Source organism: Chloroflexia bacterium SDU3-3 (assembly GCA_009268125.1).
Classification (GTDB): domain Bacteria; phylum Chloroflexota; class Chloroflexia; order Chloroflexales; family Roseiflexaceae; genus SDU3-3.
Genome location: WBOU01000016.1, coordinates 18,868 through 33,211, shown reverse-complemented (window position 1 = coordinate 33,211; position 14,344 = coordinate 18,868). Strand labels below are relative to the sequence as shown.

At 70.1% G+C, this 14,344-nt stretch carries 11 protein-coding genes and 1 riboswitch; of the genes, 2 read left to right on the top strand and 9 right to left on the bottom strand.

Annotated features, from left to right (window positions below):
- Positions 1-129 precede the first annotated feature (129 nt).
- The gene (locus tag F8S13_21595; GenBank protein KAB8140846.1) at positions 130-1,566 is read left to right on the top strand and encodes an HD domain-containing protein; all 1,437 of its coding nucleotides are present in this window, start codon (positions 130-132) and stop codon (positions 1,564-1,566) included.
- A 1,075-nt stretch (positions 1,567-2,641) separates the two neighbouring features.
- Here the strand turns inward: F8S13_21595 and thiD are convergent.
- The 9 genes from thiD to hisC form a co-directional block, all read right to left on the bottom strand.
- Positions 2,642-3,442: a bifunctional hydroxymethylpyrimidine kinase/phosphomethylpyrimidine kinase gene (gene thiD, locus F8S13_21590; protein KAB8140845.1), complete on the bottom strand. Its 801-nt coding sequence runs from the start codon at positions 3,440-3,442 to the stop codon at positions 2,642-2,644.
- Positions 3,439-3,948, bottom strand: a complete 510-nt coding sequence (gene thiW, locus F8S13_21585; GenBank protein ID KAB8140844.1) for an energy coupling factor transporter S component ThiW — start codon at positions 3,946-3,948, stop codon at positions 3,439-3,441. Before thiW ends, thiD begins: the two co-directional genes overlap by 4 nt.
- A 364-nt stretch (positions 3,949-4,312) precedes the next feature.
- Positions 4,313-5,122, bottom strand: coding sequence for a hydroxyethylthiazole kinase (thiM, locus tag F8S13_21580; GenBank protein KAB8140843.1), 810 nt, complete (start codon positions 5,120-5,122; stop codon positions 4,313-4,315).
- A 2-nt stretch (positions 5,123-5,124) separates the two neighbouring features.
- The gene (thiE, locus tag F8S13_21575; GenBank protein KAB8140842.1) at positions 5,125-5,775 is read right to left on the bottom strand and encodes a thiamine phosphate synthase; all 651 of its coding nucleotides are present in this window, start codon (positions 5,773-5,775) and stop codon (positions 5,125-5,127) included.
- 2 nt (positions 5,776-5,777) lie between these two features.
- Positions 5,778-7,049, bottom strand: a complete 1,272-nt coding sequence (gene cytX / locus F8S13_21570) for a putative hydroxymethylpyrimidine transporter CytX (GenBank protein KAB8140841.1) — start codon at positions 7,047-7,049, stop codon at positions 5,778-5,780.
- 73 nt (positions 7,050-7,122) lie between these two features.
- A riboswitch (TPP riboswitch) is annotated at positions 7,123-7,234 on the bottom strand.
- A gap of 348 nt (positions 7,235-7,582) precedes the next feature.
- Positions 7,583-8,692: a hypothetical protein gene (locus tag F8S13_21565; GenBank protein KAB8140840.1), complete on the bottom strand. Its 1,110-nt coding sequence runs from the start codon at positions 8,690-8,692 to the stop codon at positions 7,583-7,585.
- 111 nt (positions 8,693-8,803) lie between these two features.
- On the bottom strand, positions 8,804-9,571 hold the full coding sequence (gene hisN, locus F8S13_21560; GenBank protein ID KAB8140839.1) for a histidinol-phosphatase: 768 nt from the start codon (positions 9,569-9,571) through the stop codon (positions 8,804-8,806).
- A 13-nt stretch (positions 9,572-9,584) separates the two neighbouring features.
- Complete coding sequence (locus F8S13_21555) at positions 9,585-11,465, bottom strand: tetratricopeptide repeat protein (protein ID KAB8140838.1); 1,881 nt, start codon at positions 11,463-11,465, stop codon at positions 9,585-9,587.
- A gap of 35 nt (positions 11,466-11,500) precedes the next feature.
- Positions 11,501-12,607 carry a histidinol-phosphate transaminase gene (hisC, locus tag F8S13_21550; protein ID KAB8140837.1) on the bottom strand — a complete coding sequence of 369 codons (1,107 nt, stop codon included), beginning with the start codon at positions 12,605-12,607 and terminating at the stop codon, positions 11,501-11,503.
- Positions 12,608-13,502: 895 nt separating this feature from the next.
- On the opposite strand from hisC, the gene F8S13_21545 reads away from it, so the two are divergent.
- Positions 13,503-14,276: a glycosyltransferase family 2 protein gene (locus tag F8S13_21545; protein ID KAB8140836.1), complete on the top strand. Its 774-nt coding sequence runs from the start codon at positions 13,503-13,505 to the stop codon at positions 14,274-14,276.
- The last annotated feature ends 68 nt before the right edge of the window (positions 14,277-14,344 follow it).

Here is a 14,344-nt window from a genome sequence, read left to right as displayed (position 1 = left end):
GACCTCGCCCAGCCCTCGGTCGGCTCTCATTGGATCTTTAGATTTATTGCAATCCTGTCATACCCGTTTTAAAAACCTTCACAACCCCTAAATATCTGTTACCATAAATCGTAGTCCCGATCAACCCAGATGAGGCCCGCTATGTTTCTACCCTCGCCCGATCTCACCAGCGAGGCGCGCTTCGAGTGCGCCTCGCCGCGTGTCGCGCCCACCGTGCGCATCCAGCTCTCCGAGGTGCTGCTGGCGCTCTCCCACGCGCTCGACCTCACCGAGGGCCAGCCAGAGGGTCACGCGCTGCGCACATGCGCCATTGGGATGCGGATCGCTGACGAGATTGGGCTGCCGGGCGACCTGCGCGCCGCGCTCTACTACACCCTGCTGCTGAAAGATCTGGGCAGCCCCAACACCACCGCGCAGATCGCTCGGCAGCTTGGCGTCGCCGATATGGCGGCCAGCCCCAACCTGCGGCTGTCCGAGTGGCCCGCCTTGCCGGGCCTGGCCTCGTGGGGCGGCGAGCGCCCCACCGCCAAGCAGACCATCGTTGAGCAGGCGCTCAACATCGTGCGCGGCGGCATGGGCAGCGGCCCCCTGCCCGCGACGCCGCTGCTGGCCGAGGGCGGCCTGCTGCTGGGCCAGCCGCCGGGCCTCGCGCGCGGCGCACGCATCGCCCAGCTGATCGGCCTGCCCGACGCGGCGGTGCAGGCCATCGGCGCGCTCGACGCCCGCTGGGACGGCATGGGCCACCCCGCGAGCATGGTCGGCGAGCAGATCCCGATCATCGCGCGCATCGCCAGCCTGGCCCAGACCTTCGACATCCTGCGCACCGCCTACGGCCACGAGCACGCCTACGCCGTGGCCCGCCAGCGCTGCGGCACCTGGTTCGACCCGCAGCTGGTGCGGGCGCTGGAGCGCTTCGCCTGCGATCTGGCCTTCTGGCGGCGGCTGGCCCAGCCCTGCGGCGACATCTCGGCCATCGTCGAGCCGCTGCCCCATGCGCTCGACGCCACGCCCGAGCAGATCGACCAGCTGGCCGAGGGCTTCGCGCAGGTGATCGACGCCCGCTCGCCGTGGACCTACCGCCACTCCACCCGCGTGGCCGCCATCGCCGAGCGCGTGGCCGTGGCCATGGGCGTCTCGCCCGAGGACCGCGTGACCCTGCGCCGCGCCGCGCTGCTGCACGATATCGGCAAGCTCGGCATCCCCAACAGCATCCTGAACAAGCCCGGCAAGCTCGACGAGCACGAGTTTGCGGTGGTGCGGATGCACCCCATTCACACCCAGCGCATCCTGGAGCACGTCGGCGCGTTCCACACTATGGCCGCCATCGCCGCCGCCCACCACGAGCGCCTCGACGGCAGCGGCTACCCCTACCACCTGCGCGCCGACGAGATCCCCCAGCTCACCCACATCCTCTCGGTCGCCGATGTGGCCGAGGCGCTCTCGGTCGAGCGCCCCTACCGCCGCGCCCTCGACCCCGGCGCGCTGCTGGGCCTGCTGCGCCGCGAGGCGGGCGTGCGGCTCTGCGCCGACGCCGTGGACGCCTTCGCCTCGGTGCTGGCGGCCTAGCTCCGACTCACCACGATGACGCGAAGGCGCGAGGGGAACCATTTACCACCAAGACGCGCAAAAAGAGAACCGTTTACCACCAAGATACCAAGACACCAAGACGCGCAAGGGCCGCTTTACCACGAAGGGAAGAAAAGGACCGCTTTACCACCAAGACACCAAGGCACGAAGGGGAGAAAAGGGAATAGCACACCGCGCAAACCTGACCCACCCGGCCCATGCGGCGAAGGTGCCAATAGTGTTTTGATGGCCATATGCACCAACACCAGCCGCCAGGAAACGGCATAGGAATGCTTCAAATTGGGGGTTTCGAAGGGGGTTACACCCCCTGGCGGGGTTCCTAGGGGCTGGCCCCTAGGAACCGCCCGCGCAGGGCATCCACCCGCCAACCACCTACCACTGCCATCACGGATGGGAAACCCATCAAAAAGTGACACCATGTGAGGGCGGTGCCCCTCACATGGTGTCACTTTGTATGGTTTTCTGAGGCGTTGTTGACGAAACGGCGCGTTGCCGTTGATACGGCCAGGGTATGCCTTCGTGGAATAGTGAGTCTTCGTGGATGGTGGTGGATGCCCTGTGCGGGCGGCACCAAGGGCTCCGCGCCCTTGGAACCCCGCCAGGGGCATCGCCCCTTGGAACCCCAATTTGCAGCGTTCCGATGCTGAATGCTGGCCGCTGATGTTCGTGCATATGGCCAGTAAAACATCAGCAGCACCTTCGCCGCATGGGAACGGTGGGAGGGTTCGTCCCGATCATGAGGTGGCACAATGTGCATGGTTTGTATGGCACGGCATGCGGGTTTGCAGCATGTACCGCATCCAGAGGCCCCCTCATGAAAGTGACATTATGTGAGGGCGGTGCCCCCTGGCGGGGTTCCGAGAGGCAGGCCCCTCGGTGCCGCCCGCGCAGGGCATCCACCCGCCAACCAAGAAAGCCCCCCCATGAATGAAAACGTATCCTGATCAGCCCGATGGCAACACACATTTTTACCAAAAAGGCCTCGGAACGCCGCACCAAGTGACACCATGTGAGGGCAGGCCCACTACCTAGGCCCGCCTCATAGGCGCACCGCTCACCCCAGCTCGCTGTAGGCCATCCCGCGGTACAGGTGGTTCACCGGCCCGTGCCCGCCGCCCAGCGGCACGGCGTGCGCTATCGCCCCCGCCAGGTAGGCGTGCGCCCGCGCCACCGCCTCGCGCAGCGGCGCGCCCAGCGCCAGCAGCGCCGCGATAGCCGCCGCGTAGGTGCAGCCCGTCCCGTGCGTGTTCGGCGTGTCGACCCGCCGCGAGCGCAGCTCCACCAGCCCTGCGCCATCGCACAGCACATCCACCGGCTCGCCCTCCAGGTGCCCGCCCTTCAGCAGCACCGCCTGCGGCCCCATCGCCAGCAGGTCGCGGGCCGCGTCGCGCATGTCCTGCTCGCGGCGCACCGCGCGGCCCAGCAGTACCTCGGCCTCGGGCAGGTTGGGCGTCAGCAGTAGCGCGCGGGGCAGCAGCAGCTCGCGCAGCGCCGCCACCGCATCCCGCGCCAGCAGCTGGTCGCCGCCCTTGGCCACCATCACCGGGTCCACCACCAGCTGGCGCACCCCGAAGTGCCCCAGCGCCGCCGCCACCGCCGCGATGATCGCCGCGTCGCCCAGCATGCCGGTCTTCACCGCGTCGGCCCCGATGTCGGACAGCACCGCCGCGATCTGCGCCTCTACCATGGGCGGCGGCAGCAGCTGCACCGCCGTCACGCCCAGCGTGTTTTGGGCCGTCACGGCGGTCAGCGCCGTGGCGCAGTAGACCCCGTGGGCGGCGCAGGCCTTCAGGTCGGCCTGGATGCCCGCGCCGCCGCCCGAGTCCGACCCCGCGATGCTCAGCACCTTCCTCATCGGCCCGCCTCCTCGCCGCCGACCCCGGCCAGGTGCAGCATCAGTAGCGCCAGCGCCGCCCCCACCGCCGACGAGAGCGCGAACGGCACGATCAGCACGGTCAGCGCCACCGGCTGCCCCATCACATAGGGGGCCACCAGCGCCGCGCCCGCCAGCGCGCCGATCAGCCCCGTGCCCACCAGCTCGCCCAGCGCCGCCAGCAGCAGCGTGCGGCTGCGCTGGAATAGCCAGCTGGCCAGCAGCACCCCGAACACGCTGCCCGGGAAGGCCAGCGGCGTGCCCAGCCCCAGCCCCAGCCGCGCCGCCGAGGTGGCCAGCGCCACGCCCAGGCCCCACCACGGCCCCACCAGAACGGCTGCCAGCACGTTGATACAGTGCTGCGTGGGCGAGATGCGGGCGATGCCCACCGGGATGCTCACCTGCGAGAGCGCCACGGCGGCGATCGTCAGGATCAGGCTGATGGTGGCGCGGCGCACGGTAGGCCGCATGGTCAGTGTCGCATTCATCTGGTCGCTCCTTTGTTCATGTTGCGCCGTGCGTGTGGCCGCAGCGCATCGGAAATGAAACCGGCCGTCTCGTCGATCCCGCCCTCGTCTCTGCGGGCTGGATTATGGCCAGCCGCCCCAGCGCAGCGCCTTCGCCGGATGGGCGAGGCCGCGCCACACCAATCGCCGACGTAGGGGCGGGTCTCGTGCCCGCCCGCGCTGGGGCGTCGTGGACATCGATCCACCACCGCCGCAGATCGATCCACCACCGCTGCAGATCGATCCACCACCACGGCGCATCGATCCACCACCACGGCGCATCGTTCCGCCACCGCTGCAGATCGATCCACCACCGCGTGGGATCGATCCACCACCGTCCAGGCCGCTAGGCCAGCTGCGTGATCCGCGCCCCCTCCAGCACCTGGGCGGGCGTCAGGTGGTAGGCCTGGTCGAAGAAGGCCAGCTTGAAGCTGGCGGGGCCGCGCGCGCCCTCGGCGGCCAGCTCGGCTGCCAGGCCATAGGATGCCAGCGCCGCCGCAGCCGCCACCAGCGCATCCGGCTCCACCGCCGCGAAGCAGCCCGCCACCGCCGAGGCCATGCAGCCCGTGCCGGTGAGCGTGGGCAGCCAGCTGTGGCCGTTCTCCACCGCCAGCGCCCGCCTGCCGTCGCAGATCAGGTCGCGCCTGCCCGTCATCGCCACCGTGGTGCGGAACGCCTGTGCGGCGCGGGTTGCCACCGCCTGCGGGTCCGCTAGCGCGCCCACGCTCTCCACGCCGCGCACCTCGCCGCCCGCGCCCACCAGCGCGGCGATCTCGCCCGCGTTGCCGCGCAGCACCGTCACGTGCAGCTCATCCAGCAGCCGCCTGGCCATGCTGGTGCGCAGGCTGGTCGCCCCCGCGCCCACCGGGTCGAGCACCACCGGCACGCCCAGCTCGTTGGCGCGGCGGCCCGCCCGCTCCATCGCGTCCACCCAGTCGGGGGTCAGCGTGCCCAGGTTCAGCACCAGCGCCCCGGCGTGGGCCACCATCTCCTCCACCTCGTCGATGCCGTGGGCCATCACCGGCAGCCCGCCGAAGTGCAGCGTCATATTGGCCGAGTCGTTCATCACCACGAAGTTGGTGATCTGGTGGATCAGCGGGTGGGCTGAGCGCAGGCGCTCCAGCGCCGCCGCCGCCTGCTCTGCGTAGGTTGGCATCGCTACTCCTTTCCTATCGTCTGCGAAAGCTCATGCTCAAACGCGCGGCGCAGCAGCCGCGCCGCGACCTCGGGGTCGGGCACGCCCACGATGGCCGAGATCACCGCCGCGCCCGCCGCGCCCGCCGCCGCTACCTGGGGCGCATTGGCCACGGTGATGCCGCCGATGGCCACCACCGGCAGGCCCACCGCCGCCGCGATCTGGCGCAGGCGGGCCAGCCCCACTGGCGCGCCCGCGTCATCCTTGCTGGCCGTGCCGAAGATGTCGCCCACGCCCAGGTAGCTGGCCCCGTCGGCCCGCGCCGCCCAGGCCTCATCCAGCGTGGCCGTGGAGACGCCTAGGATGGCCTGCGGGCCGAGCAGGGCGCGGGCGTCGCGCGCGGGCATGTCGCCCTGGCCCACGTGCGCGCCCTCGGCCCCGATGGCCAGCGCCACATCCACGCGGTCGTTCACCACCAGCGGCACCCCGGCGGCGCGGGTGATCGCGTGCAGGGCGCGGCCTAGCGCCACCAGCTCGCGGGCGGGCAGCAGCTTGTGGCGCAGCTGCACCATGGTCGCGCCGCCGCGCAGCGCCAGCGCCACCACATCCTCGATCGGGCGGTCGGCGAAGGTGCGCTCATCCGTCACCAGCATCAGCGTGTAGTTGTGGCGCATGGCTAGGCTTCCCCTGCTGCGGCGCTGGGGCGGGAGAACACCGACCATCGCCAGCGCAGCGCGGTGTAGAGCAGCCCGGCCAGCAGCATGCTGGGCAGCGTGGCCCCCAGCGCGGGTGCGGCGTAGCCAGCCAGCTGATATGCCAGCACCCCGGCGAGCCACGCGGCGATGCCGCGCCAGCCCCAGGCCCGCGCGGGCGCGGCGTCGCGCACCAGAAAGTGCTCGCACAGCACCACCGCGAACAGCGGCGCGAACACCGAGCCGATCAGCAGCAGGAAGGACTCGTAGGATGCGGCAGGCACCAGCAGCGCCAGCGCGGTGGAGAGCGCCCCGAAGGCCAGGGCCAGCCGTGGCGCGGGCAGCTGTGGCAGCAGCGTGCTGGCCGAGACCGCCGCCGAGTAGAGGTCGGCGAAGGCGTTATCCGACTCGTCGAAGAGGATGAGGGCCAGGGCCACAGCCCCGCCAGAGGCACCCAGCAGCGCGGGCAGCAGCGCCTGGCCGCCCAGGGCCAGCGCGTAGCCCGCGCCCAGCGCGTAGAACCACACATTGGCCAGCAGGTAGCCCAGCGCGCTGCCCCAGAACACCCCGCGCGGGCTGCGCCCGAAGCGGGCGTAGTCGGCGATCAGCGGCAGCCACGAGAGCGGCATGGCGATCACCAGATCGAGGGCGGCGGGGAAGGCCATGCTGCCATCGCTGGGGGCGGCGAGCAGGTCGCTTAGGTCGAAGCTGGCCAGGAGCTGGAAGCTGAGCCAGAGCGCCGAGCCGAGCACCAGCCAGATGCCCCAGCGGCGCAGCACGCGGCGCACCAGCGCCAGCGGCCCGCCCCAGGCCATCAGGGTGGCCAGCCCGCCCCAGGCCAGTGTCCACAGCAGCGGGGCCGAGGGCAGCCCCAGCCGCTGGCCGATGGCGTCGGCGCTGTCGCGCATCACGATCAGCTCGAACGCGCCCCAGCCTACCAGCTGCACGATGTTGGCCAGGGCGGGGATGATGATGCCGCGCTCGCCCAGGGCCGGGCGCAGCGTAGCCATGGCGGGCAGGCCGGTGCGCGCGCCCACCACGCCAGCTAGCCCCAGCAGCGCCACGCCCGCAGCCGAGCCAAGTGCGATGGCGGCCAGCGCGGCGGGCAGCCCCAGCGGCACCAGCAGCGCGCCGGACTGCAGCACCAGCAGGCCTACGCCCAGGCTCAGCCAGAGCGCGGCGTGGTCGAGAAAGCCAAGGGTGCGCCGCTCCTGCGGCACGGGGGTGTGAGGCAGCGCCTCGTCGGTTGATGGCATAGCACCTCCACTGTGCGCCAGCACGAGGAGGCGATGGCAACAAAAAAGCGCCGACGGAAAGCCGTCGGCGCACATGTGCAGCCTATCGCTTCCCTTCGCTGGAATGACCCAGATCAGGTTCGGAGGGTTAGCGGCATTGGGGCCGCAATCTCAGCCGGGCTCTCCCGGCTCCCCTAGCGTCGCCACATCCACGTTTGGTGGGTGGCCAAAGTTGTTTGGATGGCGTGATTGTATAGCGCGGCTCGGGCGCTGTCAAGCGCGAGGGGGAGACCGTTTACCACGAAGACACGAAGGCGCGAAGGGGGAGACTGTTTACCACCAAGACACCAAGGCCCCAAGGGCGAGAAGAACGGTTTTACCACGAAGACGGCGCGCAGAAAAGAGCCGAGGCCGCCCTACCCACCCAGCCCATGCGGCGAAGGTGCTGCGCCCGCCAGCTGGCCATAATCAACAATGATGGCGATGGCGGTGATGGTGCTGACCACACTTTTTTTCATAAAAAAGAGCAGAGAAATGCGCCTGCACCGTGCGGGCTACTCGTCGCCAAACAGCCAGGTGCGCCCGGCGTCCGCCGTCACCATCGGCACGGGGTTGTCGGCCCCGTCGTCGCTGGCATCCACCCACAGCTGGCCGTGCTGGCTGTTGTCGAAGCTGACGCCGCCCATGCTGCCGCTGGTGGTCAGGATGGTGCGCCAGGTGCGCCCGCCATCCCAGGTGGTGCGCAGCGCCGAGCGGCGGGGCTGGCCGTCAAGCTCTACCACGAGCCAGCCGTGGTAGGCGTTCAGAAAGAACATATCGCCCACCTGCGCCGCACCGCCGGTCACGGCCTGCCAGCTCTGCTCGGGGGGGCGGTGGATGCTGGCCCAGCGCAGGCCAGCGTTGTCGGAGCGCATGAGCGCGGGCGGCTGCTGGCCCGGCTGGGCGCGGCAGATCAGGAAGATCGTGGTGGCCCCCACCCGCGCCATGCTCGCGCCCTGGGCGGCGCAGGGCGTCTCCACCGTGCGCCAGCTGCGCCCGCCGTCCCCCGTGAAGGCCAGCCCCTCGGCGCGCTGGGCGTAGCCGTAGCGGGCGCTCACGAAGGCCAGCTCGGCCAGCCTCACCCCGCTGGTGCGCACATCCCACAGCTGGCCGCCGTCGGCGGTGTAGAGCAGCTGGCCATCCTCGCTGGCCACAAAGCCCTCGCTGGCCGAGATGCGCTGGGCCGCCGCCACCGGGCTGCCCCGGTAGATCGTGCGCCAGGTCTTGCCGCCGTCGTCGGTGGCCAGCAGACCTCCGTCGTCGGCGCGCTCGCCCAGGCGGGCGGGCTTCCACCACAGGCCTGCGCCGCCAGCCACCCGCGCGCGCGGGCAGCCGGCCAGCCCAGCCCCGCGCGAGATATACCAGCGCTCGGTGGCCCAGCTGCGCCCGCCGTCCCCCGAGCGCAGGTGCCAGACCTTGTAGGCGGCGGGCTGGGCCTTGGGCAGGTCGTCCACCAGCACCAGGGTGCGCTGCGCGCCCTGGCCCTGCGCCACGCCGCAGCTGGCCGAGGCCGCCTGCGAGAAGGCGGGCGGCGGGGCGTGCAGCAGCGCCGCCGCGCCCAGCGCGCCCAGCGCCAGGATGAGCGCGAGGATGAGCGGGGAAATGTGGTGGTGAGGAATGTGCATAGCAGCCTCCCGATTGTGATGCCCCAGGCGACATGTCAGGCCCGTGTGGGCGCAGGCGGTTCCAGTGGGGGGCGGGCCGCGGGTGGCGCGTGCGGCCCGCCAGGGGTGCGCCTACACCAGGCGCAGCACCTCGGGCAGCAGCGCGCCGTTGGTGGCGATGGCCTCGTTGGCCGTGATGGTCGGGTTGCCCTGCCAGTCGGTGAAGGTGCCGCCCGCCTCGGTGAGCACCGGGTAGAGCGCGGCGCAGTCCCAGATGCTCATGGCGGCGTCCAGCATCAGCTCGGCGCGGCCCGTGGCCACCAGCGCGTAGCCGTAGGCGTCGCCCCAGGTGCGCTGCATCTTGGTGGCGGCCACCAGGCGGCGGTAGGCCGCGCCCCGGCCGTACTTCTCCATGCTCTCGCTATCGGTGGAGAGTAGCAGCGCCTCGCCCAGGCTGGCCGTGGCGGAGACATGGGCTGCTCGTCCGTTCCACGAGCAGCCCAGGCCCTTGGCGGCCACCAGCAGCTCGGCCATGGGCGGGATGTTCACTGCGCCCACCACCACCTCGCCCTCGCGCTCTAGGCCCACCAGCACCGCGTACATGGGCACGCCGCGCACAAAGGTCTTGGTGCCATCGATCGGGTCGAGGATCCAGCGGAACGTGGCCCCCGGCCTGGTCTCGCCCTCCTCCTCGCCCAGGATGGAGTGGCGCGGGTAGCGGGCCTCGATCATCTCGCGCATCAGGCGCTCCGACTGGCGGTCGGCGATCGTCACGGGCGACTCATCGGCCTTCAGCTCGGTGTCCAGCGCGGTCTGGAAGTAGCGCAGCGTCACCCGCCCGGCGTTCCACGCCAGCTCGGCGGCGAACTCGCGCAGGGCCTCTAGCGTCTCTTGGGCCATAGGGGAAACCTCCTCACGAGGGTTGCAGGATAGAAGATTGGGCGGCCAGCTGCTCGCGGGCCAGCCGCTGCAGGAAGCGGTTGCCGCCGCGCTCGGCCACGGCCACCAGGTCGAAGCGGGCCTCGCTGGCCCGGCCCATGGCGGCGTAGGCCATGCCCCGCCCGAACAGCGCGGCCTCCCAGGATGGGCGGGCCACCAGCGCGGCGCGGTAGTGCTCCACCGACTGCTCGGGCTGGCCGTTGGCGCGGTGGGCCTCGGCGCGGCCCAGGTGCACCAGCGCCGGGTCGACCTGCTGATCCTGGGCGCAGCGGCACACGAACAGCTGGAAGTCGAGCCGCCCGCGCACATAGTACGACATAACGCACGGGCTGGGGGCCAGCACGCCGCGCGCGTCGGCAGCGAGCGCCAGCGCGGCGTGCTCGGCGGCGCGGCGCTGGTCGCCGCGCTGGAAGGAGAGCGCGGCTAGCTCGCGGTGGTTGAACATATGCTTGGGGTCGAGCGCGGCCAGGCGCTGGTACTCGGCCAGCGCGCCCTCGGCGTCGCCGCGCGCCGCCAGCAGCTCGGCCTTGCCGCTCAGCAGGTGCATGCTGTCGGGCAGGCGCGCGAACGCCAGCTGGTAGTCGGCCTCGGCCCCGGCCAGATCGCCGTTCAGGAAGCGCACGTAGCCGCGGTTGTTGTAGCCCGTGTCCTCGGCGGGGGCGAGCGCGATCATGCGCGTGTTCTCGGCGATGGCCAGCTGGTGGTCGGCGTGGCCTACCGGGCTGCGGTGCATGTACACTAGGGCGCGCGCCAGCGGGCCAGCCACGTGCCCCGGCGCGACGGCCATGGCGCGGTCGGCCTGCTCTAGCGCGCGGTCGAAGTCGCCCTGGGCGATGTAGCCGTGGGCGGCCTGCGCGAAGGCAAACACGTTGCTCGGCTCCAGCTCCGCCGCGCGGTGAAAGTCGGCCAGGGCTAGCTCGGGCTGGTGGAGCGCCAGGTAGGCGTTGCCCCGGTTCATGTAGATGAGCGCCGCCCCAGGGCTCAGCGCGATCGCGCGGCTGAAGTCGGGGATGGCCTGCGCGGGGTCTCCCAGGCATAGGTAGGCGTAGCCGCGGTTGTTGTGGTAGTTCGCATTTGAAGCCTTGCGCGGGATGGTGCGGCTGTAGTGGTCGACCGCCCGCTGGTACTCCTTGCGCTCGATGAAGCGGTAGCCCGGGTCGGCCCGCAGGCCGATCTGCCGCGTCATCCACGCGCTGGCCTGCGGGTTCAGGCTGATCGACCCGGCCACGATGAACAGCGCCACCACGCCCATCAGCGGGTCGCCCAGGGCCACGCTCGCGCCCACGATCAGCGCCGCCAGCGCCGCGCTGATGCCGATCATCACCCGCGCCGCCCAGGGCTGGCCCAGCAGCCGGTCGAGCAGCAGCCATGCGATCTGGCCGCCATCCAGCGGGTAGGCGGGCAGCATGTTGAACACGCACAGCACGCCGTTGGCCATGGTCGCGTAGCTCAGCATGGCGGTCAGCTCCACAGGCGCGCGCAGCGCCGTGCGCGCCGCCAGCCAGGCCCCGCCGCAGATCAGGCCCAGCGCCGCGTTGGCCGCAGGCCCGGCCAGCAGGATCACCGCCCGCTGCCAGCGCGCTGCGCCGCCCATCTCGATATTGGCGAAGCCGCCCAGCGGCCACAGCACGATCGAGCGCGTGCGGAAGCCGCAGACCCTGGCCACCACCGCGTGCCCCACCTCGTGCAGCAGCACCGAGAGCAGCAGCAGCACGCCGCCCAGCAGCGCGTAGCCCACGCCGCGCATGTCGCTGGGCCGGTTGATCCAGACGATGTAGACCAGAAACAGCGGCAGCAGCCAGTGGATCTGCAGGTCGACGCCCCAGTAGCGCCCAAACGAAAACGTTCGCCGCATGCGGCAACTCCTCAATCAAGAGCGGGCGGCGGTTCCTAGGCCAGCTCGCGCAGCGCGGCCAGCAGCGCGTCGTTCTGCTCGGGCCGGCCCACGCTGATGCGGATGCAGTCGGCCAGGGCCGGGGTGGTGTAGTAGCGGATGAGGATGCCGCGCTCCTCTAGGTGGCGCTTGATCGCCATCGCCCGCTGCGGCCCCGCGCCCGGCTCGGCGGCCACGCGGCACAGCACGAAGTTTGCGCTGCTGGGGAAGGGCCGCAGCAGCGGTAGCTCGGCCAGGGCCGCCATCAGCCGCCCGCGCTCGGCCACGATCTGGTCGATCAGGCCCTGCAGGTACGGCATGTCGGCCAGGCTGGCCAGCGCGGCCTGCTCGGCGGCGCAGTTTACGTTGTAGGGCTGCTTGATCTTCCACAGGTGTGCGATCAGCTCCTCGGGCACGGCGGCGTAGCCCACCCGCAGCCCGGCCAGCCCCGCCCACTTCGAGAACGTGCGCAGCACCACTAGGTTGGGTCGGCTGCCCACCATGTCGATCAGGCTCTGCCCTGCGAACTCGGCGTAGGCCTCGTCCACCACCACCAGCATGGGCAGCTCCAGCAGGCGCTCGATCTCGGCGCGGGGCGTGAGCGTGCCGGTGGGGTTGTTGGGGTTGGCCAAAAATACCATCTTTGCGCCGTGGGCCTGGGCCGCGTCGGCCACCGCCTCGATGTCCACCGCGAATCCCTCGGTGCGCGGCACCGCGATGACCCTGGCCGCGAACAGCTGGGCGTCGAAGGGGTACATGCCGAAGGTCGGCCCGCAGTTGATGATGGCGTCGCCCGGCATCAGGAAGGCCCGCATCAGCAGGTCGATCAGCTCATCCGACCCCGCGCCGCAGATCAGGCGCGCGGCGGGCTGGCCGGTGTAGGCGCTGAGCGCGGCCCGCAGCGCGGTGTGCTCGGGGTCGGGGTAGATGGCGTAGTGCGGGTAGCTGGCCAGCGCCGCCAGGGCGCGCGGCGATGCGCCGTAGGGGTTCTCGTTGGCGTCGAGCTTGATGATCTGGTCGATCGGGCGGCCCAGCCGCTCGGCCAGCACCTCCAGCGGGACGATGGGGGTGTACGGCTCCAGCGCGGCGATGTCGGGGCGCAGCAGGTGCGAGATGTCGGGCATGGTCTTCCTCGGGTGTTTGCTTTGCTCGGGGGCTATCATACCATTTTTGCGCGGTCGGCGCGGCGCTTCTCTCGGATGCGCGGTCGTTTTCCGCATTCCCCTCCACATCATCCATCTTCCCTTCTGTGCCACCCGCGCTCCCTTGCCCATCGCCCTTGGGTCCTTGGAGTCTTGGTGGTGAAGGCTCTTTGATCGTCGCGCACCGGCCCACCTTTCCCACGCGGCGAAGGTGCCGCCCGCATAGGGCAGTCGCCCAGCAATCGCGAGCAACCATCGTGATCGAGGCCGCAGCCGGTCGGGCCGACCGTAGGTCGGCCCGACGAAGCGTGCAGTGCTAACCCTACCCACCTGGCCCATGCGGCGAAGGCGCTGCTCAGGTCTTGATGGCCATATGCACGAACATGAGCTGCCAGCGTGCAGCACGGGAACGCCCAACATTGGGGGATCGAAGGGGGCGTAGCCCCCTCGCAGGGTTGCTAGGGGCTGGCCCCTAGCCGCCGCCCGCGCAGGGCACCCACCCACCGCCCGAGCGGAACCACCATCGTGAATCGCGCCCGAAAAGCCCCGAAGAGTGACACTATGTGAGGTGTTTGTCTTTCTGATCGCCCTCGCGCCTTCGCGTCTTCGTGGTATTCGGCCCCTTTTGTTCCTTGGAGCCTTGGCGTCTTGGTGGTAACGGTTCCCCGGCCCCCTTGCGCCTTCGCGTCTTCGTGGTATTCGGTCCCTTTTGTTCCTTGGAGCCTTGGCGTCTTGGTGGTAACGGTTCCCCCGCCCCCTCGCGCCTTCGCGTCTTCGTGGTATTCGGTCCACCTCCTTGGAGCCTAGGAGCCTTGGTGGTAAATCGGCTCTTCTGCTATAATCGGCACCTGCGAAACACGACACCTAAGGATGATCCATGAACGCTGATCGCCCGAGCATATCTGCGATATTTCCCGCCTACAACGATGGCGGCACCATCGGCAGCATGGTGCTCTCTATGCTGCACACCCTAGCCGAGATCACCGACGACTACGAGGTGATCGTCGTCGAGAACGGCAGCACCGACTACACAGTGGATGTGCTGGAGGAGCTGGCCAAGGGCCACCCGCACTTCCGCTACTTCTCCTTCCGCGAGCCGCTGGGTTACGGCGGCGCGGTGCGGCTTGGCTTCAAAGAGGCCAAGAAAGATCTGGTGTTCTACACCGACGGCGACGCTCAGTATGACCCGCGCGAGATCAAAGATCTGCTGCCCGCCCTGCGCGATGGCATCGACATCGTCAACGGCTGGAAGATCGACCGTGGCGACCCGGCCCACCGCAAGGTGATCGGGCGCATCTACCACCACACCGTCAAGCTGCTGTTCGGCTTCAGGCTGCGCGACGTCGACTGCGACTTCCGCCTGATGCGCCGCGAGGTCTTCGATGTGATCGAGCTAGAGTCGGTGACCGGCACGCTGCCGCTGGAGCTGGTGAAGAAGCTCCAGGACGCCCAGTTTAAGTTTGCCGAGGTGCCCGTCCACCACTTCCACCGCAGCTATGGCCAGAGCCAGTTCTTCAACTTCCCCCGCCTGTGGCGCACCGGCGTGCACCTCATCCAGCTGTGGGTCAAGCTGGTGGTGTTCCGCACCCACATGCGCGGCATCCGCGCCCGCAAGCAGGCGCTGGCCGCGCGGCTCGCCGCCACCCGCTAGCCCTTCTGCTACAATATATGGCGTACCGCATCCAGAGCACCGCTGCCGTTGGTGCTCTGGCTCCTTTT